12 protein-coding genes are annotated in these 17538 nt (G+C 51.6%); 10 read left to right on the top strand and 2 right to left on the bottom strand.

The window, feature by feature from the left end:
- Positions 1 to 70 precede the first annotated feature (70 nt).
- Entirely contained in the window at positions 71 to 1489 is a 1419-nt protein-coding gene (locus tag EL633_RS10550) for a DUF512 domain-containing protein (RefSeq protein ID WP_126627137.1), read from the bottom strand.
- Positions 1490 to 2057: 568 nt separating this feature from the next.
- On the opposite strand from EL633_RS10550, the gene EL633_RS10545 reads away from it, so the two are divergent.
- The 5 genes from EL633_RS10545 to EL633_RS10525 all read left to right on the top strand — a co-directional run bounded on the left by EL633_RS10545 (position 2058) and on the right by EL633_RS10525 (position 11739).
- Complete coding sequence (locus tag EL633_RS10545) at positions 2058 to 2549, top strand: hypothetical protein (protein WP_126627136.1); 492 nt, start codon at positions 2058 to 2060, stop codon at positions 2547 to 2549.
- A 696-nt stretch (positions 2550 to 3245) separates the two neighbouring features.
- Positions 3246 to 5351 (top strand): serine/threonine-protein kinase, encoded by a 2106-nt coding sequence (locus EL633_RS10540; protein WP_126627135.1) that lies wholly within the window; start codon positions 3246 to 3248, stop codon positions 5349 to 5351.
- A gap of 875 nt (positions 5352 to 6226) precedes the next feature.
- The gene (locus tag EL633_RS10535; RefSeq protein ID WP_126627134.1) at positions 6227 to 8020 is read left to right on the top strand and encodes an ABC transporter ATP-binding protein; all 1794 of its coding nucleotides are present in this window, start codon (positions 6227 to 6229) and stop codon (positions 8018 to 8020) included.
- A 21-nt stretch (positions 8021 to 8041) separates the two neighbouring features.
- The gene (locus EL633_RS10530; RefSeq protein WP_126627133.1) at positions 8042 to 9862 is read left to right on the top strand and encodes an ABC transporter ATP-binding protein; all 1821 of its coding nucleotides are present in this window, start codon (positions 8042 to 8044) and stop codon (positions 9860 to 9862) included.
- 203 nt (positions 9863 to 10065) lie between these two features.
- A complete protein-coding gene (locus EL633_RS10525) occupies positions 10066 to 11739 on the top strand; it encodes a molybdopterin-dependent oxidoreductase (RefSeq protein ID WP_126627132.1) in 1674 nt (557 codons plus the stop codon).
- Between the two features lie 406 nt (positions 11740 to 12145).
- On the opposite strand, the gene EL633_RS10520 is transcribed toward EL633_RS10525, so the two are convergent.
- The gene (locus EL633_RS10520) at positions 12146 to 12580 is read right to left on the bottom strand and encodes a FixH family protein (protein ID WP_126627131.1); all 435 of its coding nucleotides are present in this window, start codon (positions 12578 to 12580) and stop codon (positions 12146 to 12148) included.
- 461 nt (positions 12581 to 13041) lie between these two features.
- Here EL633_RS10520 and sdhC point away from each other — a divergent pair, with 461 nt between their 5' ends.
- The 5 genes from sdhC (at position 13042) to EL633_RS10495 (ending at position 17529) form a co-directional block, all read left to right on the top strand.
- Positions 13042 to 13428 carry a succinate dehydrogenase, cytochrome b556 subunit gene (gene sdhC / locus EL633_RS10515; protein ID WP_126627130.1) on the top strand — a complete coding sequence of 129 codons (387 nt, stop codon included), beginning with the start codon at positions 13042 to 13044 and terminating at the stop codon, positions 13426 to 13428.
- A gap of 71 nt (positions 13429 to 13499) precedes the next feature.
- Positions 13500 to 13916 (top strand): succinate dehydrogenase hydrophobic membrane anchor subunit, encoded by a 417-nt coding sequence (locus tag EL633_RS10510; protein WP_126627129.1) that lies wholly within the window; start codon positions 13500 to 13502, stop codon positions 13914 to 13916.
- Positions 13917 to 13927: 11 nt separating this feature from the next.
- Positions 13928 to 15667, top strand: coding sequence for a succinate dehydrogenase flavoprotein subunit (gene sdhA / locus EL633_RS10505; protein ID WP_126627128.1), 1740 nt, complete (start codon positions 13928 to 13930; stop codon positions 15665 to 15667).
- 34 nt (positions 15668 to 15701) lie between these two features.
- Complete coding sequence (locus tag EL633_RS10500) at positions 15702 to 16409, top strand: succinate dehydrogenase iron-sulfur subunit (protein ID WP_126627127.1); 708 nt, start codon at positions 15702 to 15704, stop codon at positions 16407 to 16409.
- A 232-nt stretch (positions 16410 to 16641) separates the two neighbouring features.
- Positions 16642 to 17529, top strand: coding sequence for an alpha/beta fold hydrolase (locus tag EL633_RS10495; protein WP_126627126.1), 888 nt, complete (start codon positions 16642 to 16644; stop codon positions 17527 to 17529).
- The last annotated feature ends 9 nt before the right edge of the window (positions 17530 to 17538 follow it).

The raw sequence follows: 17538 nt of genomic DNA, 5'->3' as shown, positions 1-17538 counted from the left end.
CACAAGCTTTCCCGCTGGAAAATGCATTGTGGGTCCTGAAGAGGTTTTGTGGTCGTCCAGTCACACGGAATTATAAGCGCGATTGGACCCGTACGAGCTTGCGTCCGCCACCCTGGGAGATGCCAGCCAGCGAGCGCAGGGCGTCGATAGTTTCTGGCGCGTTGCGTACAAATTCTACGCGGGCCGGTGCCAGTTTCTCTTTGAATTCTTCGACGGTCATGTCATCCAGGAAACGCACTCCGTCGTTATCCAGCATGACGCGTGGCAACAGGATCAAGTCAGGCAATGGACCATTCTCCAGTAACGCCTCTAGCACATCCTGGCCACAGAGCAGGCCCGCGACGGTGATGCCATCACCAAAGAATTTATTGACCACAGGCAGGACCTGGGTATCCAGATTCTCGATCTTCTTGATGTCTTCTGCCAGGCCTTCGATGACCGGAGTAGCCATGGTACTGGTAACGATGGTCACGCGGCGATGCTCAGGCATCAGCATTGGTAAGCGGCGTTTGCTACGGCCCCACTGATCAATTAAGAAGCGGGTCATACCCACGCCGTTCTCGATCTGCGCATACAGTCCATAGTGGCGGGCAGGCGGGAACTCGCGGCCCGTGATGAAGTACCACTCATCCGACAGGTATAAAAATGGATTGCCATCGGGATCGGCGGCCTCAAACTCACGTTGATAGGCCTCGACCTGATCAACGATCACCTCGGCCTCCTCACGTGTATAACGGCGCAACGTCGGCAGATCACCCATCTTCAGCATATTATTATACTTGGTCAGACCCACCGGTACCGCCGAAATCGACTCCACAACCGGGCGTAAAGCAATCAGATCACGGATACTACGATCCAGCAACTCGCCATCATTAAAGCCTGGACACAGCACCATCTGCGTATGGCAGGTAATACCCATCGAGCCAAGGCGCTGAATATGTTCCAGAATCTCACCGGCCCGTGGACCATCCACCATCCTACGGCGCGCATCCGGATCCGTCACGTGAACCGACACATACATCGGTGTCAGCTTCTGCTCATCCAGGCGCTTCCAATCCTGTTCTTTAAGATTGGTCAGCGTAATAAAGTTTCCGAACAGAAACGAATAGCGGTAATCATCGTCCTTAATATAGAGGGAAGAACGCATACCATGTTCCATGCCCGGTTGGGGAGCGAAACGCTCGGGCAAACCCTTAATAAAGCAGAAGACACACTTATTCGCGCACTGGCGAATAAAGGGGGTTGGCTCCTCACCAAACAACACGCCCAGGTTCTCATCAATGCCTTTTGTGACACGTACTTCATGTTGCTCTTGTTGACGATCATAGCCAATCACCAGTTCCGATTCAGCAACATAGAAGCGATAATCGACCAGATCGCGAATCATGTTTCCATTGATAGAGCGTACAAGGTCGCCTGGTTGTAATCCCGCACGATCGGCAGGACTCTCGGGCACTACCTCACGCACCCATCCATACATTTTTGGCATTGGTTTATATCCTTAAAAAAAGCGGGGAAAAACAGGGATGGCGGTAATCTGCATACATCCCCATGATAAACTGATAGCTATCAAGGCATTATAACCCCTCCGCTCCTACTCGTCAAATTTTCTCTTCTCCTCCACCACCCTTCACCCATCTATCTCCAATAGGAATAACAGGGGCCTTTCGATTCACAACCAATAGCAAACACCAATTTATTCCAGCATAGTCCCTCTCCCCAACACAACCACAAAGCAGCCCCCCATTCCCCACAGTAGCGGCAGGGCTTGTCCCTGCGCCTGTTCACGTACGACACGTCCCTAAGATACATGCTCGTCTTGAGGCGAGCATGGCCAATCATGTCAGCCTTGGGCTGGTGCCTGGTCGTACGTGACCTGGCGCAGGGGCAAGCCCTGCCGTTACGAGGGAAACGTCTCAGACGAGATAGGGTGAGGATGTGTGCTTATTTCATACTCAAATTGAGGAATAGCACATTGTTGCAGATGACCGGGTTAAGTACACTCTTAGTAAGCGACAATAGTTAAAAAATGTTTCGCAAGAAGGGTATACATAAATATGAAAAAGATGTCTTTCATGCAATTACTCCTGGCCATAACAAGTATGTGCTTATTATTCTTGTTGACAGCCTGTACCACGGCAGCCGATACGAATAATCCAGGCGTTCCATCCGCCACGACACCAAAGGCCACACCAACGTCAGAAACCACGACACCAAAGGCCACACCAACATCAGAAACCACGACACCAAAGCCTACACCAACCTCGGCAGCACCAGCACTTAAGACCATTGAAGCCGACTCGTTCACGGTCGGCTATCCTAAAGCATGGACAGCCCAGCAGGGTCAAGGAGATACAGTAATCATCAGTTATCCAGCCTCTAAAGCTAATTTTATCGCCGGCAGCCTTCCAGCTACTGTTCCACCGGTGGGAGATACAGTATCACAGCACCTCGATACCCTGCTGCTGGCACTCCACGCTGGCTACAGTAACTTTAAAACATATCCCGACCGACACGCCACCATCGGGGGCAGGACTGGACATTCGTAGTCTGGTCAGGTACCAACAAGAATAGTGGCAATGACTTTAAAGGCAACATTGGCGCAACCGACTACTACGGCAAGCGCTACGTCATCGATGCATCATCCTTCATAAACGACTTCGACAATGACTATAACGGCGGCTTCAAATTAATGGAAGACTCATTCAAATTCACCAGCTAATACGCCACATCCGGCAACAACGACGTTGCTCACGAGTCAAGAAATGTAACAAAAAAGAGATTTTTAAGAAATCAGGAAATTATCCATAGATTGACATCAATTACCCTTGACTATACAAACAAACCGATGTATTATATCAACATACGAAAGGAGGTGGTGTGCATGTATGAACAAAGTCGCTGCACAGGCAGCGTTGAATTCCACACCTTCCAGACGAGAGGGGTGAGACGCTAACGCGTCTTATCACACCTGGCTTGGAGCCTGGTGCGGATTTTAAACCGACGTATTGGCCGGTAGTGCATTCTACCTGCCTGTGCAGTAATATCGGAGCACTGACAGAAAGACTAATTTGTCAGTGCTCCGGTTTTTTTTGTCCATTTTTCAACCACAATTCTTATTCACATCAATAAGAAATTACAGGAGAGATGGAATTACTTGACTTTATGTTGATGGTGATCTACATTATAGAAAACACGATAGAAAACACGCATTTGTAAGAGAACGTTTTAAAGAGGAGCAGGGAGTGCTTTCGGCTGAGCTTTTTTGCGCGAACTGTGGGGCGGCCAATCAGTCCCAGGATACCTATTGTTTTGCCTGCCATCAACCACTACAACATACCACTACTACTACTACTACGACCACACCCGCACAGACCACGCACCTACTACGCCAGCGCTATCAGCTACTGGAACGTCTGGGACAGGGCGGAATGGGCTCGGTATATAAGGCTGAGGATATTGAATTAGGCAATCGGCCAGTGGCAATTAAAGAACTAAGCCAGAAGGGTCTGAACCAGCAGGAATCCCAGGAGGCCGAGGAGTCTTTTAAGCATGAGGCCCTGTTACTGGCTGGCTTGATGCATCCCAATCTTCCACGTATCTATGAGAACTTTAGTGAAGCCGGTCGCTGGTATCTGGTGATGGATTTTATTGAAGGCGAGACGCTGGAAGACTATCTGGCCAGACGCGGTGGCCAGCTCCCCTGGTCCGAGATCTACGAGATCTGTATCCAGCTCTGCTCCGTTCTACAATATCTACATACACGTCCAACGCCGATCGTTTTTCGTGATCTGAAGCCGTTGAACGTGATGTTGACGCCGAATCGCCAGGTCTATTTGATCGATTTTGGTATCGCCCGCCTCTTCAAACCCGGACAGGCACATGATACGATCGCCTTTGGCTCTCCCGGTTATGCCGCGCCAGAACAATATGGCAAGGCCCAGACCCGACCCAATGCCGATATCTATAGTCTGGGAGCCATGTTACATCAAATGCTCAGCGGTATCGATCCAGCCACCAACCCATTTGCCTTTAGCAAAATACCTGGTATTCCGGCTTCGCTGCAAGCATTGCTGGATAAGATGCTGGACATGAATGCCGGTCAGCGCATCGCCTATGTGGAGATGGTGCAGGAGCAGCTACGAAGGATCAATACACAAAACTCTTCGCTCCTATCACCTTCCATACAAACACCCGCTCCAACGATCAAGCGGCCAGCCCCAACGCCTGCGCCTGCGAGCAATAGAGCTTCAAGCAGATCGGTCATCTATCCACCGGCTCCACTCCCTACACCATCTACACCACCTCAAGCGGCCCCTGTATCGCCTGTATCGACGCCGATATATATTCCAGGCGCATCCAAACAGCCATCGGTCATCTATCCGCCGGCTCCAGCTCCAGTGAGCATACCACAGCTGCCCGTAGACACGTCCTATAGAGGGAAACTTATTTGTCATTACCAGGGCCATATGGGGGTAGTAACCTCAATCGCCTGGTCACCTGATAGTAAACAGATCGCCTCAGCCGGTTATGATAAAACTGTCCAGATCTGGGATATCAAGGATGGACAGTTGCGAGCGCTCTATGCAGGAAACCAGGCCAACAAGAAAACCAGATGCATCGAAGCGGTCGTCTGGTCGCCAAACGGTAAGTTGCTCGCGTGCGTCAGCAATGATGGCATAGTTCAGGTCTGGGATAGCCAGAGCTTACAGACAAAAACCACCTACAAGCTGCACAAAACTGGCGTACACGCTCTGGTCTGGTCGCCCGATGGTAGCGCGCTCGCCTCAGCCAGCGACGATAAGCTTTCTATCTGGAATCCCACTAATGGCACAACCATCCTCGAACGCGAGGCCACATACAGGCAGATACAGACAGTAAGCTGGTCGTCCGACAACAGTTATCTCGCCATCGGCTATCAGGAACCCACCATCGAGATCATCCGCATATCCCTCAAGGACAAACTTCAGCAGCTCGAAACCATCTACACCGGCAATAAAAGCGGCGTCACCAGCATAGCCTGGTCGCCCGATGGTAAATATATTGCCTCAGGTGGCAGCGATAAAACCGTCCAGGTCTGGGAGTTCGCCACCAGGAAACACATCAGCACGTACGCAGGCCACAGCGGAGCCATCTACGCCCTCTCCTGGTCGCCGGACAGCCAATCCATCGTATCCAGTAGCGCCGACGGTAAGATCCAAATCTGGGACCCTTCAAACGGAAAGACTCTCTTCACCCATCCATCCGCTAACCCCACCATCTACGCCCTCTCCTGGTCTCCTGACGGCAAAGACATCGCCTCAGCCGCCCATAGTAGCGTCATCGTCTGGGAAGCTCCTGATACCCCTTGATATACTTTATCGCGATGCCGGCGAACAGTGGCACGTCTCCCAACGTAACGGCTGGGCTTGCCCCTGCCCCAGGTCACGTACGACCAGGCACCAGCCCTCTGGCTCAAGACATCTCACGTAGCAATATGCCATCCCCAACATGATCGTAAACAGAAACCTTGACGTAGAGCGAGGAGACGGCAAAGTCCCCGATAATGACCATGTTGGATATGAAAAGTCGCTACGTGAGATGTCTTGAGCCAGAGGCTGCCATGTTTCGCCATGCTTGCTTCAAGACGACCACGTGTCTCAGGGACGTGTCGTACGTGACCTGGGGCAGGGGCAAGCCCAGCCGTTACGTTGAGAGACGCGATCAATGGGAGCGAGCGTATCGGCCGCCAATCGTTCTCTACGTTGAAAGTATTGGGCGCCTGCACTCCTCAGGCTGGCATAAAACTCACCATACATTTGCAATTTGGCCAAAAGACGTTACCGTTATCTCTTCCTTGAAAAAGAAGTTTATGGTATGCTGTAGCTATAAAAGGTTGAATAACAAATTAAGGCAAGGCATTTCATGACTCTATAAACAACATCATCACACTACATACTTGCCCCCAGTTGCAGCATTCAGGTGTATACGCTGCGCTCGCCGTGGCCGTGCGTGAGCGGCATTCACGGTTGCTTATTAAGAACATAAGAATAAGACAATAGATGTCAACAATCATGCCCTATACTGTACTGGTCAGGGCTCTAGAACACGTATTCAATTACACCTCAGCAACCGTCTATCTAATTGTGTTTGCAAAGAACTCAACGCAGTTTTGCAATAAACGTGGGTAAAGTTTGCCCTTTCTGTGTTTCGTAGTGCATCCCGAAACTCCAGGTGGAGGTACCTCTTGTTAGCTAAACGCGAGTTTACAGTTGTCGATGAATATCACTACAACTGGTCCAGTCCTGTGCGCTGGATTACATCTCATCTTTTGCGCTATAAAAAATATCTCTTTGGCTTTATGCTTCTGTGTATTGCTACTAATGCGCTCTATTCTTCAATTTCATTCCTCACTGGAAATGCTTTTAACGCCATTCAGCATAAAGATACAGCGCTGGAACAACTACTGGTGATAGCGCTCTCTCTGGTGGGGGTTATCCTTGTTCAAGGCATATGCGATCTTGGTGCTCGCGTGTGCGCGGAGATATTGAGCAAGCGCTTTGCCCGTAATGCGCGCGAGGAGCTCTATACCAGTCTGTTAGGAAAGAGCCAGACCTTTCATAATCGCCAGCAGGTCGGTGATGTGATGGCCCGCGCCTCCAATGATATGACCCAGTTGAGCGATATGGTCTCGCCGGCCTTCGACGTTATTTTCGACTCTTTTAGCAGTCTGGTCATCAACATAGCCTTTATCGGCCTGCTCAGTCCTCAGCTACTGCTGGTACCAGTGTTATACATGGTCGTTTTCTTTGTTGCTTTGCGCTACTACTCGCGCCAGTTGAGTCCTGTCTCTAACCAGATGCGTGAAGAGTTCGGTCAGACGAACGCGGTCCTCAATGAGGCCGTAGCCGGCATCGAAGTGGTCAAGGCGACCGCGCAAGAAAAGCAAGAGATCCACAAGTTTACCACACGAGCCAGCCGCTATCGCGACTTTTACGTTAAGAACGGTAAGATTCAGGGTTTCTATCTACCAACCCTGTTCCTGGGTGTTGCTCTGGCACTGGCCTTCTTACATGGCCTCTACCTGCTCTCCCACCAGCAGATCTCATTGGGAGCCCTGATCACCTTTATGGGCTTAATGACCAACCTGCGTTTTGTGACCTTCATGTCTACCTGGAGCTTCAGTCTGGTCCAACTTGGGATCGCGGGTGCCAGACGTATCCTGAGCTTGATGAAGGAAGAGACGGAACTGGATGAGAACGCGGGCGGCTATCATGAGCAGATGCGTGGCGATATCGTCTTTGATCATGTGACATTCAGCTATGGTAATACCCCCATTCTGAAAGATATTTCGTTCCGCGCCAAACCCGGACAAACGATCGCTATTGTGGGTCAGACCGGTGCCGGTAAAAGTACGCTGACCAAACTGGTCAACCGTATTTATGATGTTGATTCCGGTACGGTAAGTATCGATGGTGTGGATGTACGCCAGTGGGATATGGATAGTCTGCGCTCGCAGATCTCGACGATTGAGCAGGATATCTTCCTCTTTTCACGGACGATTGCTGAGAATATCGGCTATGGCCTGGGACCAAAGGCGGATCGCGCCACGATTGAGACGGCGGCACACGATGCCCAGGCCCATGAGTTTATTCAGAGCTTTGCCCAGGGCTATGAGACCGAGATTGGTGAACGCGGTGTCACCCTCTCAGGCGGTCAGCGCCAGCGTCTGGCGATTGCGCGTGCCCTGCTTACCGATCCACGCATCTTGATCCTGGATGACTCGACCAGCGCCATCGATAGCGCCACCGAGGACGAGATCCAGAAAGCTATTCGGCGCATCCTTGAGGGACGTACCACCCTCTTAATCACGCATCGCCTCTCGCAGATCCGCTGGGCCGACAGTATCCTGGTGCTGCGTAAAGGCGAACTGATTGATCAAGGTACACACGAAGAACTACTGGCACGCTGCGAGATCTATCGCCGTATCTTCTCGCACTATGACTCAGCCATTCCAACTACCGTCAATAGTGGGGATTAAGGGAAGAGAGGAGTTTTCCATATGGGCTTTATCATGGCTGGTCTTGATGCCGAGTCATATGATCGTAATTATACCGATCGACAACTTATCAAGCGCATCACTCAGTACTTCAGGCCACACCTGCCCTTGATGATTACGATCATCGTACTGGTGGTCTTTAACGCCGGACTGGATACCGCGTTTCCGCTGCTGATCTCTAACAGTATCGATACGCTGGTCAGTACCCAGGCTCTCCAGGCCGCCATTGGACTGGTGATCTTTATTCTGTGTTCAGCCGCGCTCTCATGGGCCTGTAATATGTTCCGTCAGCGTTTCACGGCCCGCTCTGTTGGCGATGTGGTCCTGAAACTGCGCACCGATGCCTTCACAGCCGTCATGTCACGCGACATGTCGTTCTTCGACGAATTCTCGTCCGGTAAGATCGTGAGCCGTGTTACATCGGATACCGAGAACTTCGCGACCGTGGTGACGCTAACCCTGAACCTGCTTAGCCAGGTGCTACTCTATATCTTGATTGTGATCATACTCTTCTTCCGCAATGCCCAACTGGCACTGCTGACCCTGAGTATTATGCCCTTGATCATCGGAGTCGCCCTGGGCTTCCGGGTATTAGCCAGAAAGTATACGCGCCGCTCACAGCGCTCGCTGGCTCGGGTGAACGCCAACGTGCAGGAAATTGTCAGTGGCATCACCATCGCCAAAAACTTCCGCCAGGAACAAAACATGTACGATGAGTTCAAAGAGATCAATACTCAATCGTACCATGTCAATGTACGTTCAGGCTTTTTGTATAATGGTATCTTTCCCGTCCTGGTCTTTATCGCTAATATCGGTACCATCTTGATCGTCTATTTTGGTGGACGTAGCGTTGTCAGCGGCAACACGTCGCCTGGAGATTGGTTCCTGTTCATTCAAAGCCTGGGCCTGCTCTGGCAGCCACTGACCAGTATCGCTTCATTCTGGAGCCAGTTCCAGCTAGGATTAGCCGCCAGTGAGCGCGTCTTTGCCTTGCTGGATGCCGAGCCACGCGTGCACCAGATTGAGGAGAAGCCGGTACAAGATATTCAGGGCAAGATCACCTTCAAGAATGTCTTCTTCAGCTACGATGATCGTCAGACCGTCCTCAAGGATTTCAGCCTGACCATCAAGGCCGGAGAGACCATCGCCTTTGTTGGCCACACCGGCGCTGGCAAATCCAGTATCGGGAAGCTGATCTCGCGCTTCTATGAATTTCAAGGTGGACAGATCTTGATCGACGATCAGGATATCCGCACTTTTGATCTCCATGATTATCATCAGCGTCTTGGTATCGTGCCACAGTCGCCCTTCCTCTTCTCGGGTAGCGTCACCGACAATATTCGCTACGCCCGGCCCGAGGCCACCGATGCTGAAGTCGCGGCCGTCGCCCAGAAGATTGGTGGAGGAGACTGGATCGAAGCCCTGCCTGAAGGACTGGATACCCTTGTCGGCGAAACTGGTCGTGCCCTCTCCATGGGACAGCGCCAATTGGTCGCCCTGGCTCGTGTGCTGTTACAGAATCCAGCCATCATCATCATGGACGAAGCCACCGCCAGCGTTGATCCATTAACCGAAGCTCAGATCCAGGAAGGATTGGACATCATTCTGGAACACCGTACCGCTATCGTGATCGCCCATCGGCTCTCGACCATCAAGCATGCCGACCGCATCATCGTCCTTGACGACGGACGTATCGCCGAAGAAGGCAGTCACGAAGAACTCATGCAGCGCGGAGGTCACTACTCCGAACTCTACAACACCTACTTCCGCCACCAATCGCCAGACTACAAACCCGGCGGAGGCTTCGTGCCCACCCACCGGTAACGGCAGCCCTCGCGGCTGCAACCAGTACCCGTACGAAAACACCGCCGGATGATCTTCGGCGGCGTTTTCATATCTATTGAAATCCTCTAATCATGCTACACCATAGTAAAAATGGGGTATAGTGTACGTGATATACAACAGACTACTTATCAAATTATCGTCTTATTGACGTTATCGATTTTTTTACGAGCACGAGGACTTTCATGGAACCTTCACCGACTATACAAAAAGAGCGCTTTACGCGTGGTAGCCTGGCTGGCCTGTTAGCGGGCATCCTGGCGACCCTGATTATGCTGCTCCTGAGCCTGACCATCGGCGGCGTATCGCTGCCAGAAGCCTTAGGATCAGCCATCGCACAGGCGCTCCCTTTACCACTCTTCGACTATCTCCACCAGACGCTTGGCGGCGATGCCAAGCATTATCTTTTTTATATTGTTCTCGTCGGGCAATGCCTGGTATTTGCACTCTTTGGCGGCCTCTGTAATCTGCTGGTAGATCGGCTGAACTTTGGACAGTGGCGCGACCAGCAAGGCGATCTTGATTATAGCGTTGGACTGCTACTGGCCTTTATCCTCTGGTTATTTACCGGACTGATCTTTTTACCTCTCACCGGCTCAGGCGTCTTTGGCTCACAATTATCAACAGGTGTCATGAGCACCATGTTGAGTCTGGCCATCACCGGAGTCGTCTATGGTGTCCTCTTTATCTTTATGCACAACTGGCTACTCTGGCGCACGCTTAAAGCCGTAGCCAACCCGGACATGGATGCGGAACTGCTCACCAAACAGGCTCAGCGTCGGGCATTCCTCCGTAACGGCGTGGTATTTGTGGGACTGAGCGCCTTAGGTGTGGCCGCCTGGCGCTTCATTGTGGGTAACGCCGGTAGCGGAGCCGTCGCTAATCCACAAATACAGAATAGCCTGCTCGATAAATATCAAGCAAAGATCACACCACCCCCTGTCCCAAACTATGGAGAGTTACACACCGTTAAAGGACTCTCACCTGAAATAACCAGTAACAGTAGCTTTTATGGTGTCTCTAAAAACCTGTCCTCCGATCCTACCGTCGATGGCACTAGCTGGAAGCTCACTATCGATGGTCAGGTGGAGCACCCCTTTACCATGTCCTATAAAGAGCTGACCGCCATTCCTACCCATCAGCAATATGAAACACTGATGTGTATCAGTAATGAAGTTGGCGGCGAATATATGAGCAATGCACTCTGGGAAGGCATCACGCTCAAAGACTTGTTACAAAAAGCCGGAGCCATCAAACCGGGCGCCACCAAAGTCGTCCTGTATGCCGCCGACAACTATAGCGACAGCATCCATCTCTCCAAGGCCCTCGAACCCACCACGATGGTCGCGGTAAAAATGAACGGCGAGACCCTACCCAGCGCCCATGGCTATCCGGCCCGCCTACTCGTACCAGGCATCTACGGCATGAAACACGTCAAATGGATCAATCGCATCGAGGTCGTCAACACCGACTATAAAGGCTACTGGCAGCAAAACGGCTGGAGCGATCCCGCCCCCGTCAAAATGACCTCACGCATCGACACACCCATCTTTGGCGCCAAACTAAGCGCCAACAAACCCACCTATATCGCCGGCGTCGCCTTCTCCGGCAACAAAGGTATCGGCCAGGTAGATGTCAGTACCGACGGCGGCAAAAACTGGCAGAAAGCCACCTTAAAGCGTCCACTATCAGCCATCACCTGGGTCCTCTGGGAAATCCCCTGGCAGCCCCAGGCCGGCAACCACGACATCCTGGTCCGAGCCATCGACCTCCAGGGCAACGTCCAGACACCCCAACTGGCCGCCCCCCTACCCGACGGCTCATCCGGCTACCACACCATCACCGTAACCGCCAACTAATAAAGACACCTTTATATGGATGGCTACGCACGATGAGGAACGTGCGTAGCCACCAGGCCCAATATCCTTCACATAAGCAAAAGAAACAATAAGTGCAATAGCGGTAGCGGCTGCCCTCGTGGCTGCGCACCTCCCTTTACGAGTAAAGCCCACTTTATAAGTCCACCTCCTGCCACGCCTCGCTCCGTGATCATCTCAGTCCACCTCCCCCTGTGACCTTAGGCCCCAGACCCATTGACGCAAGGAAACGTGGCCGCACGCTATCTTCAAGGAACGCTGGCCGGCACGGATTTTCGAAGGGTTTGCTGGCTCGTGAAGGCACGTGCGCAGCCACGAGGGCAGCCGCTACATCTTTTGCTTCTATTGTTGCCTTTAATTTTATTGATGAATATGGAGGAGCATGACGTTATTGGGTGGTAATGTCGAAGTTGGTAGTAGCTGCCGGACTACCGGGCACGGTAATTTGTACGTGGAGTTGCCAGGAGCCGCCCATGGAGAGATGCGCCTGGGCCTGATAGAGGCCAGGTGATTGGGAACGGGCAACGATCTCTTCGGTCCCCATATCCATGCTCTGCATCGAACTTGCCAGAATCACACGCGCATTGCTCACCAGCTGGCCGCTCGCCTTCTTAACGATCTGTAGCGAGAGATTGGCCGGCTGGTTGATTGACGGTGGATTCGGGCTGACCTGCAAGGTCACCTGATAGGGACCAGCCTGAGCCACCTGGACCGGGGCCGTAGGCTTACGCGGGATCAATGCCTCCAGCGAGGTACCAAGAAAAGTTACCACGATCAGGAAGCCAATCCCTAATATCACAATTAAAAGTTGTCGTCTCTTCATATAATCTGTATAGAGGGTGTATTTTTACTGTTGTTCGCCACACATAAAAAGGTAGATCATGTTTACATACCCCTACCCATAGGATCAAAGTATTTTGCAGGACAGGGGCGAAACACAATCCACCTTAAAACATTCTATTTGAGGAACGTAGATTCAATTAAAATTTGTGCTTTCGTTTTTATTATATCCGATAAACAAAGGCATTGCCAACATAAAAAGGACTAAATAGCTGCTTTCGACTCTATCGAAACATAAAAATGGGCCTTTAACCGTTGGCGCAGTCCGGTTTACTGAAGTATAATAACAGTAACACCGTCAACTCCCAGAAAGGTACAAAGAGGTGCTAGAGAAAAAGACAGTGATGGGCAGGGTTCAAAGGCATAGCAGTTCGATGAAAATGTACTGTTCATTTTGTTCCACATCCTCACGCCCCCTCTCCCGCCTCAAGAATCGAGGAAGAAATGTACAAAGGTCAATCTGGCATGTGGTCCTGGCTGTTTCACCGCATATCAGGACTCGGTATTCTACTTTTTCTATTTATACATATCGTCGATATCTCAATGCTGAGCTTCGGTCCCGATGTGTATAATCAGAGCGTTCTCTTATTCGACCATTGGGTTGTACGCCTGCTATCACTGGCACTGGTGGTTGCTGTACTTTACCATAGCTTCAATGGTATCAGGATTATGGCGATCGACTTCTGGCGCAAAGGATCACGCTATCAACGGCTCATGTTTGGCATTGTCCTGGCAGCAACAATCATCGTCTTCATCCCTATGGCCTATTATATTATGGGGCCAGCCTTCCAGTGGTTGACGCAAGCACCACATCCAACGGCAAGTCGCTAAACGACCCCTACCCATTGAGAGTACACTCTGGGTACGTTGAAGCATAACTCAATGTAAGGAGAAGAATCTTTATGCTGCGTATTTCGAGCGGACGTGGACCTCGACCAATGAGTGGCGGGTTCGAAACATTTTCCTGGTATTATTTTCGCATTTCAGGTGCGGCACTGGTCTTCCTGGTAATTGCGCATTTAATTATTATGCACGTCACTACTGATGTCGCCTGTACAACCTATGCTTTTGTCGCAGCCCGCTATGGCAATATCTTCTGGCGTGTCTTCGACTGGCTCTTATTAACCCTGGCACTTACCCATGGTATGAATGGCTTGCGTATAACCATCGATGATTATGTGCGTTCAGCCGGAGCCCGTATGTGGTTAATGTCTATTTCGGCTATCTTACTGGTCATTTTCTTTATGCTGGGAACGATTACATTAATAACCTTCCAGCCGGTCGCCAGCGCGATTGGACCACACTGTGTGATCAAGTAGAATGAGGATAAATTATGTATCATAAGTTTGATGTGGTGATTGTTGGTTCTGGCGGTGCCGGCTTGATGGCCGCGATGCAGTTGCCCAATGCGAGTGTAGCTGTTCTGACCAAGGTTTACCCAACCCGTTCACATACCGGTGCCGCTCAAGGAGGCGTTGCCGCCGCCCTTGGAAACCAGGAAGAAGATCACTGGAAATGGCATATGTACGATACCGTCAAAGGCGGTGACTATCTGGTCGATCAGCCCGCGGCGGAGGTTCTGACCCGTGAGGCGATCGATGCTGTCTATGAATTAGAGCATCGTGGCCTCCCATTCAATCGCACAGACGATGGCCGTATCGACCAGCGCCGCTTTGGTGGCCACACGCGCAACTACGGTGAAGGTCCGGTACGCCGTTCCTGCTACGCCGCCGACCGCACCGGCCATATGATCCTGCAAACCATGTATCAGAGCGCGATCAAGAATGAAGTACGCTTCTTCAACGAATTCCTGGTACTGGACCTGCTGGTCAATGATGGTCAGGCCTGCGGCGTGGTCGCCCTGGAGATCAAGACCGGCGAGATTCATACCTTCCATGGCAAGGCAATTCTGTTTGCGACCGGTGGTTATGGTCGCGCCTGGCGTGTGACCAGTAACGCCTTTGCGTGTATGGGTGATGGTATGTCAATTGCTTATCGCCGTGGTGTGCCCTTGCAGGATATGGAGATGTACCAGTTCCATCCGACCGGCATCTATAAAGTCGGCGTCCTGCTCAGTGAGGCCGCCCGTGGTGAGGGTGGTAAGCTTCTCAATGGCAAGGGCGAATACTTCATGGAGCGCTATATGCCTACCCTGAAGGATCTGGCCCCACGCGATATCGTCTCGCGCTGTATTGTGCAGGAAATTAAAGACGGCAACGGTATCGATGGCAAGGATTATGTATATCTGGATGTACGCCATCTGGGCGCGCAAAAGATCGCCGAGAAACTGCCGGATATCACCGATTTCGCCCGTAACTATCTGGGTGTCGAGCCAATCACCGAGCCGGTTCCCATTCAGCCAACGGCCCACTATGCCATGGGTGGCATCCCCACCGATATCGATGCACGCGTCGTAATTGATCCACAATGGACACCAATGCCGGGCTTCTATGCCGCTGGTGAGGTTGCCTGTGTCTCTGTCCACGGCGCCAATCGCCTCGGTACCAATTCACTGGTCGACCTGATCGTCTTTGGTCGCCGGGCCGGTAAACATATGGCAACATTCATTGCAGAGAATAGCCATGTACCCCTGCCAGACAATCACGAAGAATACTCACGCGAATACATTGACCACCTCTATAGCTCCACTGGCGGCGAGTCTGCGGCCCATATCCGCTCAGAGCTACAGAACGAGATGATCGATAACGTGTTTGTGGAACGTACCGATGCAGGACTACGCCATGCACTGGACCAGATTGCTGGCCTGCAAGAAGCCTACAAGGGTGTACAGCTACAGGATAAGGGAAAACGCTTCAATACCGAACTGATGGAGGCCGTTGAGTTAGGTTTCTTACTCGATTGCTCAGAAGCAACGATCCATGGAGCTCTGGCCCGTACGGAAAGCCGTGGAGCCCACTTCCGGCTGGATTACGAAAAACGTGATGACGTCAACTGGCTCAAACACACACTCGCCTATCGCGGCACCAAAGCACACGATGTGCGCCTGGACTACAAAGATGTGATCCTCATCGATGATCCAATCTTCAAGCCCAAGGAACGCAAATACTAACAACGGGAACGCAACATATTAGAGGGAGTTGGGAATGAAAATACTGGTACGTATTAAGCGTTATGATCCAGAACGGGACAATAAACCCTACTGGGATGAATTTCGGGTCGATGCTGATCCTATTGACCGCCTGTTGGACACGCTGAACACGATCAAATGGACCATGGATGGAACTCTGACATATCGTCGTTCCTGTGCCCACGGTGTCTGTGGATCGGATGCGATGCGCATCAATGGTCGCAATCGCCTGGCCTGTAAAGTTCTGATGCGTGATGTTGGCAACAAAGTTACCATCGAGCCTATGCTGGGTTATTCCGTGATTAAAGATCTGGTAGTAGATATGGATCGCTTCTTTGACAAGTATCGCTCCATCAAGCCTTTCTTGATCACGTATGACAATGAGCCAGGCACCGAGCGCCTGCAATCACCAGCGCAACGCGAAGTCTATGACGAAGGCACCAAGTGTATCCTCTGTGGAGCCTGCACCGGTTCCTGCCCATCCATCTGGGGCAATCCAGATTGGGTTGGACCAGCCTCAATCGTCAATGCGCACCGCTTCATCTTTGATAGCCGTGACCAGGGAGCCGCCGAGCGCCTACAACTGCTAAGCCGCAAAGATGGCGTCTGGCGTTGCCGCACCATCTTCAACTGCGCCGATGCCTGTCCGCGTGGCATTCCAGTCACCGACCTGATCGAACAGGTCAAACGCGCCATCGTCTACGGTGGACCCGAAGAAGCTTAACGCAGACAACTCTATAGAAACCATCCCTATGAGGATGGTAAGCTTCACGCCTACCTGGGGGCGTGGACACCCCCAGGTAGTAGTTTATAATTATAGTGCATAAAGTGCGCACTGCGCACTTTATGCACTATAATTATAAACTAGCAAGTTCCCGTCAGGGAACGAGTGTGGGTGCGCACCATAAACACATTTTGAATGAACGCAAATAGATGCTAAAGGAAAATAAAACATCATGGTAGGAACAGCAGAGACCTGGCAGCACCAGGATATCATGACCAACACCATTCGCATGCACTACGTCATCGAAGGCACAGGTCCACTCATCGTCTTGCTGCATGGCTTCCCAGAATACTGGTATTCATGGCGGTTCCAGATTCCATTCCTGGCCAACCTTGGCTACACCGTCGTCGCACCAGACTTACGTGGCTATAATGATACCGACAAACCTAACCGTGGCTACGATATCCCCACCCTGTTACGCGATATTGTCGGACTCATCAAAGGCCTGGGCCATGAAAAAGCCATTATCATCGGACACGACTGGGGTGGTGTACTGGCCTGGAACTTCGCCATGGACTATCCACAGATGACCGAACGCCTGGTGGTCTTAAATGCACCGCATCCAGGAGCCTACCTGCGCGAATTACGCAATCCACAACAATTGCGAAAAAGCTGGTATGTCTTCGCCTTCCAGATCCCATGGCTCCCCGAATTTATGCTGAGCCGCAACAATGCCGCAGCCATTGGTCGCCTCATACAACAGAGCGCCGCCCACAAAGAAGCTTTCCCACCCGAAGTGCTGGCCCACTACCAGGAAGCCATGAGCAAGCCACACGCCCTCACCGCCAGCATCAACTATTACCGCGCCCTGTTCAACCGGCCCTTCAGCTTCTTAAACAAACAGGCCAAAAAAGTCATTAATGTACCCACCCTCATCATCTGGGGAGAACAGGATGTCGCCCTCGATAGCGCACTCACCGAAGGACTGGACCAATGGATCACCAATTTGAAAATCAAACGCATCCCCGATAGCGGCCATTGGGTCCAACAAGAAAGGCCTGAACTCGTCAACCAGTTTCTCGCCGAATTCCTCCAACCCACCAGCCCCAACCTCCTGTAACGGCAGGTC

The sequence above is a fragment of the Dictyobacter alpinus genome (assembly GCF_003967575.1).
Taxonomy (GTDB): domain Bacteria; phylum Chloroflexota; class Ktedonobacteria; order Ktedonobacterales; family Ktedonobacteraceae; genus Dictyobacter; species Dictyobacter alpinus.
This window is presented reverse-complemented; position numbering and strand designations above follow the sequence as displayed.

Bases quoted from the DNA above. Each gene is read 5' to 3' on its own strand.
- EL633_RS10550 (WP_126627137.1), bottom strand. From the start codon at position 1,489: ATGCCAAAAATGTATGGATGGGTGCGTGAGGTAGTGCCCGAGAGTCCT.
- EL633_RS10545 (WP_126627136.1), top strand. From the start codon at position 2,058: ATGAAAAAGATGTCTTTCATGCAATTACTCCTGGCCATAACAAGTATG.
- EL633_RS10530 (WP_126627133.1), top strand. From the start codon at position 8,042: ATGGGCTTTATCATGGCTGGTCTTGATGCCGAGTCATATGATCGTAAT.
- EL633_RS10525 (WP_126627132.1), top strand. From the start codon at position 10,066: ATGGAACCTTCACCGACTATACAAAAAGAGCGCTTTACGCGTGGTAGC.
- EL633_RS10520 (WP_126627131.1), bottom strand. From the start codon at position 12,580: ATGAAGAGACGACAACTTTTAATTGTGATATTAGGGATTGGCTTCCTG.
- sdhC (WP_126627130.1), top strand. From the start codon at position 13,042: ATGTACAAAGGTCAATCTGGCATGTGGTCCTGGCTGTTTCACCGCATA.
- EL633_RS10510 (WP_126627129.1), top strand. From the start codon at position 13,500: ATGCTGCGTATTTCGAGCGGACGTGGACCTCGACCAATGAGTGGCGGG.
- EL633_RS10500 (WP_126627127.1), top strand. From the start codon at position 15,702: ATGAAAATACTGGTACGTATTAAGCGTTATGATCCAGAACGGGACAAT.
- EL633_RS10495 (WP_126627126.1), top strand. From the start codon at position 16,642: ATGGTAGGAACAGCAGAGACCTGGCAGCACCAGGATATCATGACCAAC.